The sequence below is a fragment of the Pedobacter gandavensis genome (genome assembly GCF_032678745.1).
GTDB classification, from domain to species: domain Bacteria; phylum Bacteroidota; class Bacteroidia; order Sphingobacteriales; family Sphingobacteriaceae; genus Pedobacter; species Pedobacter gandavensis_C.
In genome coordinates this window covers 274417-294485 of record NZ_JAVTST010000005.1, presented here as the reverse complement: position 1 = coordinate 294485, position 20069 = coordinate 274417, and the positions used below count along the sequence as shown (strand labels likewise).

Annotated in this window: 13 protein-coding genes; 6 read left to right on the top strand and 7 right to left on the bottom strand. The window is 41.3% G+C overall.

Features of this window, described 5'->3' with window-relative positions; all coding sequences use genetic code 11:
- Nucleotides 1–9: 9 nt before the first annotated feature.
- The 5 genes from R2S10_RS17500 to R2S10_RS17480 all read right to left on the bottom strand — a co-directional run bounded on the left by R2S10_RS17500 (nt 10) and on the right by R2S10_RS17480 (nt 8318).
- Nucleotides 10–1206: a hypothetical protein gene (locus tag R2S10_RS17500; RefSeq protein ID WP_316841699.1), complete on the bottom strand. Its 1197-nt coding sequence runs from the start codon at nt 1204–1206 to the stop codon at nt 10–12.
- An 8-nt stretch (nt 1207–1214) separates the two neighbouring features.
- Nucleotides 1215–2894: a DUF4397 domain-containing protein gene (locus R2S10_RS17495; RefSeq protein ID WP_316841698.1), complete on the bottom strand. Its 1680-nt coding sequence runs from the start codon at nt 2892–2894 to the stop codon at nt 1215–1217.
- A gap of 2 nt (nt 2895–2896) precedes the next feature.
- Nucleotides 2897–6334 carry a TonB-dependent receptor gene (locus R2S10_RS17490; protein WP_316841697.1) on the bottom strand — a complete coding sequence of 1146 codons (3438 nt, stop codon included), beginning with the start codon at nt 6332–6334 and terminating at the stop codon, nt 2897–2899.
- A 248-nt stretch (nt 6335–6582) separates the two neighbouring features.
- Nucleotides 6583–7620: a FecR family protein gene (locus tag R2S10_RS17485; protein WP_316841696.1), complete on the bottom strand. Its 1038-nt coding sequence runs from the start codon at nt 7618–7620 to the stop codon at nt 6583–6585.
- Between the two features lie 101 nt (nt 7621–7721).
- Nucleotides 7722–8318 carry an RNA polymerase sigma-70 factor gene (locus R2S10_RS17480; RefSeq protein WP_316841695.1) on the bottom strand — a complete coding sequence of 199 codons (597 nt, stop codon included), beginning with the start codon at nt 8316–8318 and terminating at the stop codon, nt 7722–7724.
- 352 nt (nt 8319–8670) lie between these two features.
- On the opposite strand from R2S10_RS17480, the gene R2S10_RS17475 reads away from it, so the two are divergent.
- Nucleotides 8671–10227 carry a protein adenylyltransferase SelO gene (locus tag R2S10_RS17475; protein ID WP_316841694.1) on the top strand — a complete coding sequence of 519 codons (1557 nt, stop codon included), beginning with the start codon at nt 8671–8673 and terminating at the stop codon, nt 10225–10227.
- Between the two features lie 91 nt (nt 10228–10318).
- On the opposite strand, the gene R2S10_RS17470 is transcribed toward R2S10_RS17475, so the two are convergent.
- The gene (locus tag R2S10_RS17470; protein ID WP_316841693.1) at nt 10319–11662 is read right to left on the bottom strand and encodes a deoxyguanosinetriphosphate triphosphohydrolase; all 1344 of its coding nucleotides are present in this window, start codon (nt 11660–11662) and stop codon (nt 10319–10321) included.
- 104 nt (nt 11663–11766) lie between these two features.
- Between R2S10_RS17470 and R2S10_RS17465 the strand changes: the two genes are divergently transcribed.
- From R2S10_RS17465 to R2S10_RS17445, 5 genes are all read left to right on the top strand, one after another.
- A complete protein-coding gene (locus R2S10_RS17465) occupies nt 11767–12285 on the top strand; it encodes an OmpA family protein (RefSeq protein ID WP_316841692.1) in 519 nt (172 codons plus the stop codon).
- A gap of 192 nt (nt 12286–12477) precedes the next feature.
- A complete protein-coding gene (locus R2S10_RS17460) occupies nt 12478–13080 on the top strand; it encodes a TetR/AcrR family transcriptional regulator (protein WP_316841691.1) in 603 nt (200 codons plus the stop codon).
- Between the two features lie 121 nt (nt 13081–13201).
- A complete protein-coding gene (locus tag R2S10_RS17455; RefSeq protein WP_316841690.1) occupies nt 13202–15955 on the top strand; it encodes a TonB-dependent receptor in 2754 nt (917 codons plus the stop codon).
- 23 nt (nt 15956–15978) lie between these two features.
- Entirely contained in the window at nt 15979–17262 is a 1284-nt protein-coding gene (locus R2S10_RS17450) for a parallel beta-helix domain-containing protein (protein ID WP_316841689.1), read from the top strand.
- Between the two features lie 3 nt (nt 17263–17265).
- Entirely contained in the window at nt 17266–18342 is a 1077-nt protein-coding gene (locus R2S10_RS17445; protein ID WP_316841688.1) for an SO2930 family diheme c-type cytochrome, read from the top strand.
- Between the two features lie 136 nt (nt 18343–18478).
- On the opposite strand, the gene R2S10_RS17440 is transcribed toward R2S10_RS17445, so the two are convergent.
- Nucleotides 18479–19936: an aminoacyl-histidine dipeptidase gene (locus R2S10_RS17440; protein WP_316841687.1), complete on the bottom strand. Its 1458-nt coding sequence runs from the start codon at nt 19934–19936 to the stop codon at nt 18479–18481.
- Nucleotides 19937–20069 lie beyond the last annotated feature (133 nt).

Genomic DNA, 20069 nt, shown 5'->3' with positions numbered 1-20069 from the left:
GGGGTTCTTTTAATAAATAGGTGCTGGATATTTCCGCTGAATAGTGGTTAGGTATACATTACCATTGACAATCTCTATGGTATTTACTGTTGCAAAAGACCTGGGATTGTATTTACCGGAATGAATGTTGACCACCATATTTGGGAGTTGTGCGGCATTATCATTTCCCTGCAATTGGCTTTTGCCATCCAACATACAATTGATCGGTGCCCAGTTTCTATCGGTATTCAGAGAAATCGATTCGTAAGGATTATTCTCCGGGTTCATTCCAGGAGCCATCAGGTCAAAACGTTGCCAGATATTTGTTTGAATACCATCGGATTTTGGATCTGCAAACAAAGGAAAGCTATAATATTTGCTCACCTCCAGTACTTCCGAATTCCTGCTCAGCTTACCCATAAATTTATTAGTATGTGCATACACAGGTTTGAGCATGCTTAGCTCACTTGTGAATAAAGAACTGAAAATGTTCATATGCTCTCTGATACCATATCTTAAAGCACCCGACTTCTCATACCCCGTTTTCGCCGAATTTTCTGCTTCTTCAAAGCCTTTAGCACTCATATTGTAGAAATTCACATATACTAGTGAATCCGATAAAGAGAGCTTTTGAAAATTCTCTTTTCGAAGGTATACGCCGTTTTTCTTGGTCTGGAAGTTCTTTTGCAAAACATGAAGCGTATACACTTCTTTAGCATCCAACACCATAGTCGTATCTATGAGTATGTTTTTTTTCAGCCTACTGTCCAGGTTAAAGAAAGGGACGTTGTTGACCGGTCTGAACATAAAAACAACGCGGTGTTTACCGGATGGAATCTGTGCCCAGCTGCTCAGGTCAAAACCATTCAAAACCGGACCTACCAGCACATTTTCCTTACCAGGATATTCCGGGTTTTTATAGGAAATGCTACTACCCACATGGGAAGGATATGGCGGTGCATAGGGCTCCCTCTGGTCCAGGAAATCTCCGGTAATTGCCGCTTTAACAGGCATCCCATTAGCGTCCATTTCAGGATCAATCAACATCGTTAAAAAAGGAACGGCTTCGTCTTTATTGTTCAGTCCGATGGAGTAATTCAGGTTATTGAAGACCCTTAAATAAGCGGGATCTTCTATTTTTACGTAGTCTACTTTACTACATCCGCCAGCAAGTAGCAGGAGAATTGCAGCGCAGTATAAAAAAGATTGTAATCTTAACTGTGGCATAAGAAAGGCTATTTACTGTGTTTCACAATGATCATTTTGGCTTTTTCGGCAGGATTTGCCGAAGATTTGGCGCTTCCTACCAGCGCGATGGTATAAAAACCAGGTTCATGATTAGGCAATTCGCCACGAACATAAAGTTCTGGTCTGGCAATCAGATCTCTTCCTGTAAGTACCGGAATATCACTGGCCCAGGTTCCTGGGATTACAGATGGCGAAGAGCGGAAAGCCATGATTTGGTATGGCTTGGCCTCCGTAAAAGGCCTCACATAAGGGTATTCTATTGGAATCACACCAGGCTTCAGGTTATTGACCGCGGAAGTGTTGAAACCGAATACACTTGGAAATGCCTGAGCATTATTAGTAGTCAGTGTCAGATAAGGCATATCCGGACAGAGATTAAGGAAACGGATGGCAAAAGGAAAATCCTGTTTCCATCTGGAATAGGAAGCATCATCAGTGGCAGGATCAACATATACGCCACTCAAATCATTCGCAACTACAGCGATGGCTGCTTTACCATTTACATCAGGATACACCCAAAAAGTATGGCTGGTATTTGGGTCCAGTTTAAAATTAGTTGTGGCAATCACAGCACCTGCAGCATTCTTTGCTTCTACCTGATAATTTCCTATGAGGAAACGTGCTTGCTCAGTATGTGCGGTATAATCGATGGTTTTGTCTAGCAGATTGCCATTTACGCTAACTTGCATACCATTATTTCCAGGCATTGCGTTTACGGCCTGTAGTCTCCCGTAGCTGAGGTTTACCGGTTCTGATATGTCGTTGATGATCCGGAATCCATTCTGATATCCGGTTACCGTTTCGCCAGGATTCCCGGCAAGGTAAGGTATGCTGAACAATCTGGCGGCGACAACAATGGTGTAAACCCCACCAGGGGCATAAGTTTTAATGGGCGCATAACTAAGTGTAGTACCAAAAATGGTAGATGTTGCCGCATTCAATACATCAGGTCCTACGCCTGGCACCTGAATCCCAGTCTGAGTAAGTACTTTAAATTGATTGGTGCCATAAGGAACCTCAATATATTCTGAGTATTGACCCGGTTGGATGTTATTGGTTTTTGAACTTACGGATGTTCCATCTGCCCAGCTCAGGCTCATCGGTCCCAATAAATTCTCCATATTCTGATCAGGAAGAACGCTTGCCGAAAGGTTCAGAATCCTTATTTTGAAATTCGAAGGGTTTACCGGAGGGGCAACAGATCTTGGCACTTTCACAAATTCCGGTTGCCCGGTTACTCCGAGGTCTTTGGTTGGCAAGAGGTAATAATCTACTCCTTCCCGAATCTCTTCTTTAACATCCAGAATTACCGGTTTCCCCTCAAAAGCGTAACTCCTGGTTTCTAATAGTACTTTTGCAGCACCGTTGTTTAAAAGTTGCTGAGGGATAGACCAGGTAGTACCCAGTCTCCCATTGTCAGGAAAGAAAAGTGTGCCCGGATACTTTCCTGCCATTGGATCATTAATACCTCTGACTACATAATTGGTCAATGTATCTCCGTTTACCTGCACCTGATTGTAGCCGGCAAGATTCACAATCCTCAGAGAGGAACTTTTGCGCGTATCCGTTACTGTGCGATTGTCGTATGCAAAATCTGTCTTCTCTTTTTTACAGGCCACCGTGGCGAGCATCAGGAAAAACAGGCTATATTTTTTCAGTTCTTTCATGATTAAAACAAATTATAAGTGAATCCCATCATAAATTCGCTACCTCTTTTATACCCGCGATTCAGGTATTCATTACCATACCAGGTACCACCGGTTCCAGGATTAGCATACACTGTTTTGATGGATGGGTTGAGGAGATTTTTCATATATCCTTTGAAAACCACGTGTTTTAGGATACGCTGGCTAAATACAAAATCCAGTACCGGCACCGGGCGCGTATATAAATCCGGCTCACCAGTCAGGTTGATTTGTACCAATCGTTCGCCTACCATATTAAATGTCCCCGTAAGACTGGTTCCTGAACGCTTGTTATTATAGTTCAACCAACCATTCAAGGAATAAGGTGCCTGTTCAAACAAAGGACTGTTTTTTGGCGTATGCCTGTCCAAAGAACGGTTCGCCTCCAATCGTTCTGCAGATTTCTTAATCTCACTTTGTGCCAGTAACAAGTTGGAACCAATAAAGAAGTTTTTAAGCGGATCCCATAAGAGACCAAGATCTTTAACAATTTCAAGCTCCAGACCCCATACTTTACCAATGTTAGGATCATTTTCGAACCTGATGGTTGGGTACTCCGGGTAGGTTGCTGCCAAGCCACTGGTTTGAAGACTGAATACTTTGTACAATTGGTTTTCAATACGCTTACCAAATAAAGAGACTGCGATCACTTCTCCGTTATTCGGGAAATATTCCCATCTGAAATCCAGATTCTGGGTGTGTTGGTTAATCAGGTTTGGATTACCCACTACCAATCCCATCTGGAAAGCATCAAACTCAAATACATTGGTGATCTCTCTGAGTTCCGGTCTGGCAAGGGTGGTATTGTAACCTGCTCTGAAGTTCATTTTGTCCTGCAGGTTATAGGTTACGTTCAGGGAGTAATAAGGTTTGTACCCTACTTTATAAACAGAATTCGGACTGGTCAGTGACAATGGAATTCTTGTTCCCCCTGCTCCTGGTGCCGTTAAAGCCGGATCTAGAAATACCCCTGAAGTATCTACCGCAGATTGGATATTGGTCGATTCAAAACGTAGTCCACCTGTTAACCGCAGTGCTTTGGTAACTTTCAAATCCACCATAGCATAAGCTGCCTTGGTTTCAAAGAAGCCGGTATAGTTGTTTGGAGATTTCTGACTGTTGTACAAAAATCCGCCAACTGGTGCCGCACCTTCTCCTGCACCTCCTGCCATCGGGCGGATACCAATTACATCTGAGCTTACCAATCGATCCAAATTACCATCCACACGGTAAAGTGGCAATGAGCCCATAGCAGAGAAGTTTGATCCCGGAAGGAACAGTACGTTCTCTGTAAAATCACGGTCGCGATTCAGATAGTTAAACCCGGTTTTAAATTCCTGTTTTTCTCCAAAGAGCTTAAAAGGAATGCTGACATCCGCTTTATAATTGTAATTCGTTTCGTCCAGATTACGGTAACGTCTACCGTTTGGTTCTGCCTGGATGATGCCATAAGCACCAAATCCATTGACATAACCAGAAGAAAGCGCATATAAATGATCCGTATAAACATACTCGCCATTCGTATTACCGGGATCCGTTGCTGGTTTTCCATAATAAGCACCGCCTCTCGGCATATAATCCGCAAGGGTCACAAAACGATAATCCGGATCATTTTGTCCCGCTTTTGAACTGGCAATGTTATAACTCAATCGTGGTGAATATTCTCCTTGTAGAAACTTATGCTCTCCTTGAAGATTCAAGGTGTTTAGGGTACGGTAGGATTGTTTAAGCGAATAAATCGTACTGTTTACCTCACCAGGTAAACCGGTATATTCATATTTACCAAACATATTGGTTGCTTGCGTTTCTCCACCCCAACTACCCAGGTACTGCATACTGATCTCATGTTGTGGGTTAAAACGATAGGTTAGCCCCAATAAAGTCCCGTAGTTCAATGTTTCTGTACCTGTGTTTTCCTTATAGGTTTGGTATTTACCCATAAATAAGCTGTTCGGAGTAATGTAATTCGGGATATTCCTCGGACTGCTGACCTGTGCATTTCCAGTCACCACCCCTTGATAAATGCTGTATTGCTGTATGTCGCCACCAGAGATATCCGTAGTACGACGATAATAGTTTGCCCCTGCAATAACGCCCAGTTTGTGTTTTTTAAAGAGCGTATAGCTGTTTCCAAACGTAGCGGAGTACAATTGGTTAAGTGGCGTTTGCTTGTATCCCGTGGTCATCACTGGATCAAAACCTTGCATAATCCCGTTGATGCGGTTAACTTCCTGCTTCATTTCCGGACTATAGCCACTATTGGCAATCATATTCTGGATTTGTGGCAGCCCACCTTTATATTGTGTAGCAAGGTTTAGGAAATCCTGAGAAAGGTTTTTCTTGTTGATTTTTTCTCCCAAAAAGCCCATATCGCTATTAAAAAAGCTGTTGTGCTGGCCACCAATCCCGATGTTGGAATTAAATCCCGACTGGATAATCAAATCGAATACCATACTATCAGGCACAGATTTTGTTTTTAGCTCCACAATCCCTGCCGCAGCATCTGCTGGTTTATCGGGGGTTACAGTTTTATAAATCGTGATATTGTCTAATAACGAAGCCGGCACCAAATCCAATGGGATCGAACTGCGATCCGGATCAGAAGAAGCCAGACGAACGCCATTCAGCTGTCCAATCACACTTCTATCTCCTAAACCACGAATCGCGACATATTTATCATCCGTGATTGTAACCCCAGAAACCCTTTGTAAAGCTTGTGTGGTGGTAATACTCCCGGTACGTTCCATCTGGACCGCAGAAATACCGTCCTGTACCACTGCTGATTTTTTACGTTCATCGAGTACTGCAGCTTCCGTATTTGCTTTTCTTCTCGCCTGAACAGTGACTTCACTCAGTTGCGTAGAAGAAGCCGAAAGGTTGATAAAAAGGGCCTTCGTTTGCGCATCTACTTTCATTTCCCGGGATTGGTACCCCATATAGGAAATCACCAATATCCCTCCACTTTCGGGGATAGTGATTTTAAATACGCCGTTTACATCAGAAGAAACCGCATTATTGGTTCCTTTTAACTTAATGCTTACCCCAATTAAAGTTTCCCTCGTTTTCTGATCACTGATGGTTCCGGTAATGATAATAGGAACTGGTTTGCTATCCACCACTACGTAACCTTCTACCAGTTTAAATTGCAAACCAGTGTTAGCCAATAGTTTATTGATCGCTTCCCGAACACTGATCTGGCTGGCTACCAGGCTGACTGGCTTTTTCACCTTTTGCATGGATTGCTCCCTCAGTGAGAAACGGATATTCCCTTCCTTACCGATGGCAGACAGTCCCTGTGCCAGTGTCACATTCTCTAGTCGCAGGCTTATTTTATGATCAAGATCCTGACTCTTTACATTACTGGCCAGCAAGACACTTATAAAAGTAAGCTGAACCGCAATGAGGATAAAAGAGCATTTCATAATAAATCGAATTGAAGGATATAGTTTTAATCCTTTTTGCATATTTTTGAACATTACTGGTTAATTCGCTGCGAGGCGATGATCTGTTAAAAATTCCGTCACTGTTTTACAGCGGCGGGTTGATTTAAACCGTTAGGACGTCGAAATCACACGGTTTATAGACATTAAATTCGTTCCCTGCTCTCTTGGGCAGGGAATGTTTTTTTTGTAGACAATCTTACATAGCTTTCCTTTCTTGATTTTGTGTTTTAATAGACGCGTACTTTCCTTGTATTTTCGTCAATTCGATAGTTAAAATGACCGGTCGCCGCCAGCACTCTCATAATTTTATGAAGTGGGATGTCTGCTTTTAAAGTGACCGAGATCTTTTCCCTCTCTTTTGCTTTATTGTCAAAACTGATGGTCACATTATACCAGCGTTCTAATATGTTGGTGATTTCTTTCAGGGATTGCTGCTGAAAGCTGAGTCGGGCATCCTTCCAGTTACTAAGTTCTTCCGGGGCAACAGTACTCTTGCGAACTGCCCCCTCATTATACCTGACAGTTTGTCCAGGATTAAGGATAGCCAAAGCCTTACTTTCCTTCCCTTCATACTGATCTACACGAACTTTCCCTGTAGCCACCGCCACCATTAAGGCTTCGTTTTTAAAAGCTTCAATCTTAAATGAAGTACCGAGGACACGAGTTTGGATCGTCCCTGTATGGACAATAAAAGGCTGATGTGGATTGCGACTAACTTCGAAGAAGGCCTCTCCTTCTAATTTTACGGTTCTGGAACCTGATTTAAACTGCTCTGGAAAACTAAGCTTACTCCCTGCCCCCAAGTATACGGTAGATCCATCCGGCAGTAATATTTTGGAACGCTGACCTTTTGCATTGTTCAATTCACGCATAGCGATCTGCTCCTTTACCGGAGTTTTTTTTGAAGGAAAGATTTGGAATATACTTAGGCTAAGGATCATTAACGCCAACACCGCAGCATATGGCAGATAAGCTTGCTTCATCAACGATCTCCAAATCGGCTCAGGAACGCTTGCGTTTTGTACTGCCAGGTTTTCTCTGGCTTCCAGCTGTTGATAGAATTTTTGTAGCTGCTGATCCAGTCCAGCTTCGACCTGCCCCTCTATTTCAGGGAAGCCAGTCCAGTTTTCAGAAAGCACCTCATCAAATAATTGTTGCGTACCCGGCTGTAGCAACAATGCTTTTATTTCTTCCAACTCTACAACAGTACATTGCTGATGGATGTATTTTCTAATGAGGTTTTTATTTTTGTATGCTTGATCCATTCTTATTGTCCTTCAACTACCATAACACAGTTATTGGAGGACACCACCTATGGGATAGGAAGAATATTTTAAGAACCTGCATTTTTAATTCCAGAGAAGAATTACTGCAGAAGTAGCAGCATAACGAAGCCCAGGATCAGATCCGCATGTTCCTTCAATTGCTGGCGAAAAAAATGAAGAGAAGCCACCATATAGTTTTCTACCGTATTTACAGACAGGTCCATATTTTCGGCGATCTCCGCATAGGTCATGTTTTCTTCCCTACTCATTTGATACACCTTTCTTCGCTGCGGACTTAGCTTGCTTAACTTTTCTTGGTATACTTTTTCCAATTCCCTGCTGTGCAAGTCATGGTCGGCAGAACGACATATTGGCGTTGCCTTTTCAGTGACCTGTTCCAAAGGAACAGTGCTTAAGATCTTTTTGCGGTAATGGTTATAGATGGCATTTTTAATGGAGCGGTAAAGGTAAGCTTTCAGGTCATTTTCAATATCTACGGCTCCTTTCTTTTTCCAAAGGCCGAGCATCACATCCATAGTCAATTCTTCTGCGATAGTTGTCTCCCTTACATTTTTTAGGGCATAGCCATACAGTGGGCCATAGTAACGTTTAAATAGCACGTTATAAGCCGTAGTATTTCCCTGATGATACTGCTCTAATAATATTTTATCCCCTAATACGGTAATTGTTTTCGACATACTGATATGAAAGAAACTCTTCGAAACAAAAATAGTGGGACAGACGCGAGGGTATATTAAGGGAATATTAACTTATAGAGAACACTTTAACTCGGTAAGCATATGCACATTAGTCTTTCGTTAAATGTATATCTAGATATCAAAACATCTATATATTAACATATTTAAATATCAATATTTATTTAAATCTATAAATCAATACGCTTTTACATCAAAACACATAAGTATCTAAATACATTGACATAAAATCAGTCTGTTTACCGTAAAAATTTAACAGTTAAGCTATTGATTCCAACAAAGAACTCCTGAATTAACCTGATATTTGTCTTTATAAAAAAGACACCGATTAATTATGCAGCACCTGAGTACCCATAACTTTGTCAATGATTTTACTGAAGCTTTTGATGGAGATCAAAGCGGCGATCCGGAACCCCGTCAAACTCCCGGAGTTTTATACAGCAGGGTTTTACCCAGCCCGGTAAGGGAACCAAAATTATTGGCATGGACAACAGATCTTGCTGCCGAATTGGGCATTAGCGATCCTGATGAAAAGGACCTGAATATACTTGGCGGTAATGCGGTGAATCCTACGATGAAGCCTTATGCCGCATGCTATGCAGGTCATCAGTTTGGGAACTGGGCAGGTCAGTTAGGTGATGGCAGAGCAATCACCCTTGGTGAATGGCCATTAGCAAATGGCGAAACCTGGGAATTGCAGTTAAAAGGTGCTGGGCTTACCCCCTATTCACGTAGAGCAGATGGAAGAGCCGTATTGAGATCCTCTGTTAGGGAATACCTGATGAGTGAGGCAATGCATCACCTGGGAGTTCCAACTACCAGGGCATTAAGTCTGGTGGCAACCGGTGACCAGGTGAGAAGAGATATGTTTTATGATGGTCGTCCTGCCCCAGAACCCGGAGCAATTGTAATGCGCGCAGCGCCAAGCTTTTTACGCTTTGGTAATTTTGAAATGCTATCCGCCAGAAAAGAATATGATCATTTACAACAACTGGTCGACTGGACAATTGAAAAGTTTTATCCGGAGCTGACAGGTACTGATAAAACCCTGCAATGGTTCAAAAAAGTCATGGAAAGCACTGCGACTATGGTAGTGGAATGGCTTAGGGTTGGATTTGTACATGGGGTAATGAATACAGATAATATGTCGATTCTTGGACTAACGATAGACTATGGTCCTTTTTCTTTCCTTGATGCTTATGACCTGAATTTTAGTCCGAATACCACAGACCATCCCGGACGTCGTTATGCCTATGGCAAACAACATTCCATTGCTTACTGGAACCTGACTTGTCTGGCCAATGCGATTTCGCCTTTATTTGAAGATCCGAAAGAACTGATCAGTACAGTGGAAGGTTTTGGCCCCGTTTTCTATGAAAAGTTTTATGCGATGAAAGCCGCCAAGCTGGGATTAGATCAGGTACTAGCCGAAGAAATCCAACTGATTGATGATTTAGAAAACCTATTGGCGGAGATTCAACCAGACATGACCATCTTCTATCAACTCATGGCTGAGCTTCCAGAAGATTTGACCGACACTATTGGTATTAATGCTCATTTTGAACCTTCCTTCTACTATTCTTTAACAGCACCTCAGCAGGAATTACTTCATAAAAACATTATTGTTTATCAGGAACGCATGGCGAAGAACAACAGTTCAAGGAGCATTTCCAATGCTGAAATGAAAAGAAATAACCCAAGGTTTATCCTAAGAAATTACCTGTTATATGAAGCGATTCAGGAATTAGAAAAGGGAGATGATCAGCTCTTCAAAAAGCTTCAAAAAGCATTGCAAACTCCATATAGTGATGAACATGATGAGTTTTTTGTATTAAGACCGCAATGGGCAAATGAACAACCTGGTAGCGCTACACTTTCCTGCAGCTCTTAGCATAACAAATCATTGAGCCTATATTATAGAAATGCCTCCATAATTTTCTGAATTTTGGAGGCATTTTACATTTTATGAGCGATCTTTTTGATTAACTCATTGATGGAAAAGAAATTCCTTTAATCTTCCTGAATAGCTCCACCGCATAGATATCGGTCATGCCGGAGATAAAGTCAAGCACGCTTCGAATCTTGGCGTAAGTAGCTGTTTCCTGGGTTAGAAATTGCTTAGGGATCAGTTCCACTAGTTTTTTATGGTATTTTGATTCGTTCTGTAGATAGGCAGGAATAAACTCCTCCAGCAAACCACCCATTACTTTATAGCCGGCTACTTCAATCTGAACGACAGAGGCATAATTGTAGATCTTTTTATATGAAACCTTTTCGATCACTTTCATTTTCGAAAGGAACGGCTCCTCAATGGCATCCATCAGACTTTGATTAAAATCACCATTTAAGATCGCTTCCTGTTGTTCGTAAAATACATTAGAACATAAACCGATGAGTGTGTTAATTGATTTCGCCCGCATTAGGGTAATTTTAGCATCATCATCTTCAATAGTAGCCAGACGAGCAGGTAATTTAGGATCATTACATAAGGGCATCAGCAAGTTTTCTACTTCTGAGTAAGAAAGGATTTTTAATCGGTGGGCATCTTCCAGATCAATGATGTTGTAGCAGATGTCGTCGGCAGCCTCCACCAAATACACCAATGGGTGACGTTTATATACCATTGGATCATTCTGTACTTTTATCAGCTCCATTTCTATGGCAATCTTTTCAAAGCCACTCTGCTCCGATTGAAAGAAGCCATATTTCTTGGTATAGATATTGGCTTTGTTATGTCCGGCAAGCGCTGCACAAGGATATTTAGCAATTGCGGCGAGTGTGGCATAGGTAAGCGCAAAGCCACCGGTACCTTTTCCTGCGAAAGGATGTGTCAGGATCCTCAAAGCATTGGCATTTCCTTCAAAATTGATCAGGTCTTCCCATTCAGCTTTAGTCACCTGATTCTGATAAGCTTTACCATCACCATCGGTAAAATAATGAGAGATCGCTGCTTCTCCGGAATGGCCAAATGCAGGATTTCCCAAATCATGTGCCAGACAAGCGGAGGCAATAATATTACCTATTTCACACATCAATGGACAAGTCTCATCCACATTTGGATCTTGTGTTTTATATCTATTATAAAATATTGTCCCTAAAGACCTGCCTACACTGGCTACTTCTAAACTATGAGTAAGCCTGTTGTGTACAAATACACTCCCAGGAAGTGGGAATACCTGGGTCTTATTCTGCAGCCTGCGAAAGGGCGAGGAGAAAATGATCCTGTCGTAATCTCTTTGAAATTCTGACCTTGCTTCCTTTTGATTTCCAGCAAACCTATCTTCATTTCCCCAGCGTTTTGCCGACAATAATTTTTCCCAATTCATATAATGGATTCAATCGTTAATTCCTAGTTCATTAAACTTGATACAAAGGTAAAGGTAACAATGGCCTGATTAATGGCTATATTTACGGTTAATTTCTTTTCCCAATGACACACAAAACCAACCTTATTTTAGCTTTATTGCTTACCGTAACCCTTTCTTGTAAAACAAAAAAGACCATCGTAGCTACCCCTGCTCCAGTAGCACAAGGTAGTGACAAAGAGCTTGATAAAATGAAAAAAGATTTGCCTGATGACCAGATTGAACGTACGGATGGCGGAATCAAGTTTACCTTTAGTTCGGAAGTATTATTCCCTACCAATTCCTCTTACTTAAATGAACCTGCTAAAAAGAGAATTGCAGCAGTTGCCAATGTGATCAAGGATGAGCAGGCGAATCAAATCCTGGTTGAAGGACATTCTGATAAAACCGGAACAGCTACTTATAACCAATGGTTATCAGATAAACGTGCAGTATCAGTGAAAAATTTCCTGGTTAGTCAGGGAATCCCTGCAAACAGAATTAAAACTGCTGGCCTGGGTGATACCAAACCTGTTGCCGACAATAAGACAAAAGAAGGAAGATTACTGAACCGAAGAGTAGAAATCATCCTCTTAAAACCATAAGGTCCATCTGGATCTTTAAACCCTCCTCCGGGGGATTCTGCCCCCGGTTCCACCTTTTCCTCAAAATACCCCTTTCTTATTCCCCTGAATACTTTAAGTTTACAAACTGAACACGGTGTTTTTCAATTTTCAAACGTTTTGTTAAAACATTTGGATTATTGAAAATATGTTTATAGTTTTAAGGTAAGGAACATGAGTAAAAAAGAACTGGTAAAACAAAAGATCGGAAGATCAGCCATGCAATGCTTTGCAAAATTCGGATTAGATAAAACTACGCTTGATGATATTGCTCAAGCAGTTGGACTTAATAAGGCATCGCTATATTACTATTACAAGAACAAAGAAGACATATTCATTGAGGTGGCCCTTAAAGAAGGAGAAGATTTTATCAACTCTTTACAGGAAGCTACCCTACTTAAAGAAGGGATTGAAAACCGGATTGCTTTTTATCTGGAATCACGGTTTAATTATTATAAAAACGTATTGAACATGAACCGCGTTTCGGTGGATACGCTGAACAAGATCTTACCCCGTTTCTTTGAATTGTACAATGCCCTAATGAAAAGGGAAAAAATATTTGTAACCCAGTTATTGGGCAAGGCCGTTGAAGATGGAGAAGTGTATATGACGGATTTGGAAAACACAGCTTCCGTATTGATCAACCTTACTGATGCTTTGAAACATAGTGTAGAGCAACAGGCAATTTTAAAAGGTGAGACGGAAATTGATTATACCCAGAGTCTCCAGGACATTAAATTTCTGGTTTCACTGATATTTAAAGGGATAAAAAAATAGAACAACTCTAAAACCAGTTCATCAAGATTAACGCTGATCAACATGGAGGTTCTATTTGTGTGAGGGTGCTTTGCAGCATTTTACGTTGATTTTTTTTTAAGACAACCAAAACCAACCAAATATGAACAAGATCATGTTACTCAGCGTGATGCTTTATTTCTTTATGCCCGATTCCGCCTGGGCACAAAGCCTAATCAAGGGAAGCATTAAAAACAATGTGACAAAGGAACCCGCTTATGCGGTTTCCGTACGCATCAAAAACGGCACCGAAGGTACTTATACTGACGATCGGGGAAGATTCCAACTGAAGACTTCCAAAAAGCTCCCCATTACGCTACTCATTTCTTCCATTGGTTACGAATCTAAAGAAGTAACTGTTCAAAGTTTCTCTGAAAATCTGGATATCAGTATAGAACCAGCTTCTATGCTCGGACAGGAAGTAGTGGTTTCTGCCAGTAGAACCGTACAAAAGAAGCTGGCCTCCCCCGTTACCATTGAACAAATCAGCACAAAAGATATCGTCAATTCCCCTCAGCTGAATTATATGGACATGATTCAAGGCTTAAAAGGCGTGGATGTAACCGTATCCAGTATCGGTTTTACTAGTATTTCTACCAGAGGTTTCAATACCAGCGGGAACACGAATTTCACACAGATAGTAGATGGTATGGACAACCAGGCTCCCGGTCTGAATTTCCCACTAGGTTCAGCAATTAGTTTAACACAATTGGATGTAGACAATATAGAGGTGCTTTCCGGTGCTTCTTCTGCCCTTTACGGATCAAGAGGCTTGAATGGCACCATGGTCATGACGGGTAAAAACCCATTTAAATACCAGGGCTTAAGCGTACTGGTTACTCAGGGTGTGAACCATGTGAACAATAAGAAACACAATGACCCCGTTCCTGCCTCTCCCTATTACGATTGGACGATCCGTTATGCAAAGAAAGTAAATGAAAAGTTTGCATTTAAAGTCAATGCCCAATATACACAGGCAAAAGATTGGGTAGCCAATAATATGGACAATAAACGAGGTCCGGGTGATGCGCTTACCGATCCAAACTACGATGGAGTAAATATGTATGGCAGTGCTACTTCTGTAAATATCAACCCATTCCTAGAGGCTGCTTTAGCGGGAAACCCTGATCTTGCACCGCTAATCCAGCCTTTATTAACCAAACAAAACTATGTGGCCAGAACCGGTTATCCTGAGTATGGGTACCTGGATAATAAAGCCAAACTTTTTAAAGCTAATGCCGAATTAAGGTATAAATTCAATTCAAAGGTAGAAGGTATTTTATCCGGTACATATGGCACAGGGAATATCGTGTACACCAATGATACCAGATATCAATTGAAAGGCTTTAAAGTAGGCCAGTATCGCGCAGAAGTAAAAAGCGACAACTGGTTTGTACGTGCCTATACCACTTCCGAAAACTCCGGTCGGACGGTCATTGCAGGTCCTACAGCACAGTTGATCAATGAAGCATGGAAAACCAGCTATGATGGTGGTATGGGTGGCTGGTATCCTGAATACACAGAAGGTTTAATTACTTCACTAGCAGGCGGCGCTTCTTTCCTGGATGCCAATCTTGCTGCCCGAAGCTTTGCTGATCGGGGTCGTCCTGACGTTGGATCCCCACGTTTTAATCATTTGAAAGATAGCATCAGCGGCACGCCAATCTCTGAAGGAGGAACCTTGTTTTTAGACCGCAGTAAGCTTTACAATGCGGAAGCACAATACAATTTTGCAGAAGAGATCAAGTTTATGAGTGTAATTGCAGGTGTAAACTGGCGATTATATAGCTTAAATAGTAAAAACACACTATTCCCAGATAAAAATAAACCGATCAATGTAAAAGAATATAGTGCCTATGTGCAGTTGGCGAAAAAGGTATTAGATGATAAACTGAGTTTAAGCACCTCGTTCCGCTACGATAAAAACAGCTTATTCTCTGATCCGAAAGTAACTTCGAGAGCTTCGGCCGTATTTGAAGTCGCCAAAGAAAACTTCATCCGCTTCTCCTACCAGAATGCTTATAGCTTCCCATCGAATATCCAGGCCTTACAAAGCACATTGAATGGTGTCAACAGTTATTCTTCCGGAGGTTCTACCTTACTGCTTAACGGAACATATGAGTTCGACAAATACCCACCATACACCTTGGAAAGCGTCAATAAATACCGTGAAACTGGTGATGCAGGTGTATTGCAGCGTTTCGAATACAATGACATTAAACCACAGTCTGTGAATGCTTTTGAATTGGGCTATGCCGCACTGATCGGTAAAAGAGTGATTTTTGATGTACTCGGTTATTTTTCTACCTGGAAAAATTTCATCGGCTATGCCAATGTAGCCAATACCCCGGGCACTAATGATGTAACAGCCTTTAATGACCAAAGCACTTATTCCATTTATAATATTGCCTTTAATGGTGGCCAGACTGTAAACACCTATGGTTATGCTGCCAGTGTGAGTGTAGACCTTGGCTATAATTTCCTGACCAAAGTGAACTATTTTTCTGATCATCTGAAAAATAAAAACAATAGTCAGGTGAACAATTTCAATACGCCAAATTACCATATCAATCTGGAGTTTGGCAACAGTGGCTTTGGAAAAAAACAAGTATGGTCGTTCAATACCAGTCTACGTTATAAACCAGGTTATTTATATGTGGTTTCTGGCGGTCTGGCAACAGGAAATGTACCTAGCTCAGCAGTACTTGATGCACAAGTAAGTTATAAATTAATCAAGGCCCGTTCTGGTATCAGACTAGGCGCAACCAATATCACCAATAAATACTACTCTACCGGTATTGCCAATCCTAATATCGGAGCCGTTTATTATGTGACTTATGCCTACAATATTTTTTAATCGCTAAACACAAAAAATCAAATATGAAACAATCTATCCGCGCGGTATTCCTCTTGCTCCTGGCCACAGGAATGTGGAGTTCCTGTACTCAAAAGTCAGGCCCGCAGAACCAGTACAAAACCGTCCTTACCTTCAACCCTGGGGAAGAAGCTAAAATTGAAGAGGCCTTTTTATCATTAAAAGATAGCACCAGCATTATGCTGAAAGCTGGAAATTATAAATTCGACAACCTGAGTATTGCACAAGTCAACCACATTTTGATTCAGGGGGAAGGCCATGATAAAACCATCCTTGATTTCTCTAGTCAGAGTCAGGGTGGCGAAGGGATACGTGTAACAGATGTAAAAGGCTTTACGATTGATGCGATGACCATTAAAGATTCCAAAGGAGATCTCTTGAAAATTAATAAAAGTCGCGATGTGACAGTAACCAACCTACATGCGGTTTGGAGCAAAGCTGATTCTACCAGTGGTGGCTATGCCATTTATCCGGTGATGTGTAAAAATGTACTGATTGAAAACTGCTATACAGAGGGTTCTTCTGATGCGGGTATTTATGTAGGTCAGACGGATAGTGCCATCGTGAGAAAATGTAAAGCAGCTAAAAATGTGGCCGGTTGTGAGATAGAAAACACTTCCAATGCGCAGGTTTATGACAACGAGTTTTACAACAATACTGCAGGGTTCTTAATCTTTGACTTACCTGACCTTTCCCAAAGAGGGGGGCATGTGAAGGTCTATAACAACAATATCCATGACAATAATTTCAGGAATTTCGCAAAAGCAGGTAGTTTCGGAACCACATGGGGTGTAGGGAATGCTTCACCTGGTAGCGGAATCATTATTCTGGCCGCGTCTGATATTGAAATTTATAACAATAAGATCACCAATAACAATACCTCATCTATTACTATTGCCTCCGGTTTTGCTGTGGATGAGAAGGCAGGAGAAAAAATAAATGCAAACTACTCTCCTATTCCTAAAAACATTAATATCCATGACAATACGATAGAAATGGGTCCGGCTTTCCCGAAACCTGCTTACGAACACCGTATTGGTCAGCTATTAGTGGCTACAGAGGCACAGCTAAACAAACTTGATCCTACTCGTAAGAACAAAAGGATTCCATTGATCATGTATGATGGAATCACCAGTAATGTCCTGACTAAGGGTACAGCACTTAATCCAGATTCTATCTGCATCAAACAGCCGGGCGACAATGTCTTCGTGAATGCAGATTTCCTGAATATTGCCAATCCTGCAAACTGGAAACCCAATACAAATATCAGCCCATTCCAATGTAAATAAACAATGCGAAAGACCTATATTTTTGGCTCCCTGATCCTGTTCGGCATCCTTTTATCGGTGCTGACAGAACAGGGATGCAAAAACAAAACGACAAATACATCCGCTGCAACAACAGATTTTCAGTTTAAAGAAAAGCTATCTGATTATGGATTTTTTAAAGGGAAGCTTACAGACTTAAAGCCTGATTCCGGTATCATACATTATGAGCTTAGCACCCCATTGTTTACCGATTATGCTATAAAAGATCGTTTTATCGTTTTGCCAGCAGGCGCTAAAATCAAGTATACCGAAGAGGGTGCCCTGGATTTTCCGGACTCCACAATTATCGTTAAAAACTTCGCTTATACTAATGTAGCCCATCAAAAGATCATGATTGAAACTAGATTACTGGTTAAAGATCCGAAAGATAAAAACTGGAAAGTGATGAATTATCTGTGGAATAAAGAGCAAACAGATGCAAAAAAACACATTACCGGAGCTAAGGTGCCTATTACTTTATTAGATGATAAAGGGAAAGAGTATTTCACCAATTATCAGGTACCTAATACCAATGATTGTAAGCGTTGTCACATTAAGGATGGTATTTTAACGCCAATTGGGCCAAAGGCTAGAAATCTGAACTTTACCCTGCCGGGGCAAACGAAGAACCAATTGAGCGAATGGGTTGCTCATGGACAACTCACAGGTTTACCAGAGCTAAGCAAAGTACATCAATTGCCAGTTTGGACGGATGCTAAGAACTTTACTTTGGAGCAAAGAGCAAGGGCTTATCTGGACATCAACTGTGCGCATTGTCATACTAAAGGCGGTGATGCTTACAATACGGGGCTTTTTCTGGATTACACAGAAAAGAATCCAGATCATTTAGGCTTTAAAAAAGCACCGGTATCTGCCGGAGGTGGTGCTGGTGGACTGGATTATGACATTATTCCAGGGAATGCAGATCAGTCGATTTTATACTACCGAATGAACAGTACAGAACCAGGAACAGCCATGCCGGAACTTGCGCGTACCTTGACTCATAAGGAAGGAGTTAATTTGATCAGGGAATGGATCAACAGCTTGCCAAAAACCAAATAAAAAACAAAAGCCCTGACATCCATCGGGGCTTTTGTATCAACTAAACCTAAACTTATAAATACTAACCAAATATTTATAGCGCAAAACTAAGGTTGCATTGTAAAGTTCAGGTTAAGAATATATGATCTATAAAGTTTTATTTCTTTTCCGGAATTTCTTGAAGAACTTGTAATAAGTACCCCCAGAACTTCTGTACAGAAGAGATTTTGACACACTCATCAGGAGAGTGGGCACCATGAATCGTAGGGCCAAAAGAAATCATATCCATACCTGGAAGATGGGCACCCAAAATACCACATTCTAATCCCGCATGACAAGCATTTACATTTGGTTCTGCATTAAATGTAGTCTGATATAATTTGGTCATTAACCTTAGAATATCTGAATCTGCATTAGGTTTCCAGCCTGGATAATCTCCGCTACGGGAAACATCGCAACCCATGTTTTCCAATGCTGCACCTACTGCGAAAGCCACATCATCTTTGGTGCTTTCCACACTGCTGCGTTGTAATGATTGTGTGATAAATTCACCACCTTTGATGATCACTCTTGCCAGGTTTGAAGAAGCTTCTACTAGGTCTTTAATGTCTGGGCTCATTCTGAATACACCATTTGGCAAGGCATAAATCGCATTAACGATTTTTACGAAGTCCACTTTTGTCATTCCAAATTTCGGAAGTTCAATTTCTTCGATGTTGATGTTCATCGCCGTTTCAATACTTTTATATTCTTCTTTTAATACCGCAGTGAAATCTGCGAAGCAAGATAAGAAAGCTTCCTTTTCTGCCATAGGAACCGCAACAATGGCTTTAGATTCGCGAGGAATCGCATTTCTTAGACTGCCACCATCTACCATACACAATTGCAGGTTCGAGGCTTTAAGCGCCGCATAGAATATACGGTTCATCAGTTTATTTGCATTACCTCTTCCTTTGTGAATGTCCATTCCTGAATGTCCACCTAATAAGCCTTTAACAGTAATTTGGTAAGCTAAATGGTCATTCGTTACTGGAAGTTGTTTATAGTTATAAATACTATTGGTATCTATTCCACCGGCACAGCCAATGGTCAATTCATCATCTTCTTCTGTATCCAGGTTCAACAAAATGGTTCCTGTAAAGTTTGAAGGGTCTAATTCTTTAGCGCCGGTCATACCGGTTTCCTCATCGATGGTAAACATCGCTTCAATAGCAGGGTGTACGATGGTTGAAGAAGCAAGGATCGCCATAATGGTGGCTACACCGATGCCATTATCAGCTCCTAATGTTGTTCCATTAGCACGTACCCAATCGCCATCCACAAACATTTCAATTCCCTGTGTAGCGAAGTCAAAGTTGCGGTCGCCATTTTTTTGATGAACCATGTCCAGGTGTGATTGCATGATCACCGTTTGCCTGTTCTCCATACCTGGAGTAGCGGGCTTCTTGATCACCACATTACCTGTCTTGTCCTGAATGGTCTCCAGCCCTAAGCTGTGGCCATATTGAACCATGAATTCAATCACACGTTCTTCTTTTTTTGAAGCGCGAGGCACTGCATTCAAAGCAGCAAAATTACTCCAAAGTTCCTGAGGTTCTAAATTTTTGACTTCCATTAAATCTCTTTGTTATTTGGAGCAAAGCTAGAAAAACTAGGGCGATATTTCTGCAAATGATCCCAAATGAAAAGTCGGGGCATAAAAAAAGACCGTACCGGTGTTTGAAACAACCGGCACAGCCTTCAGATAT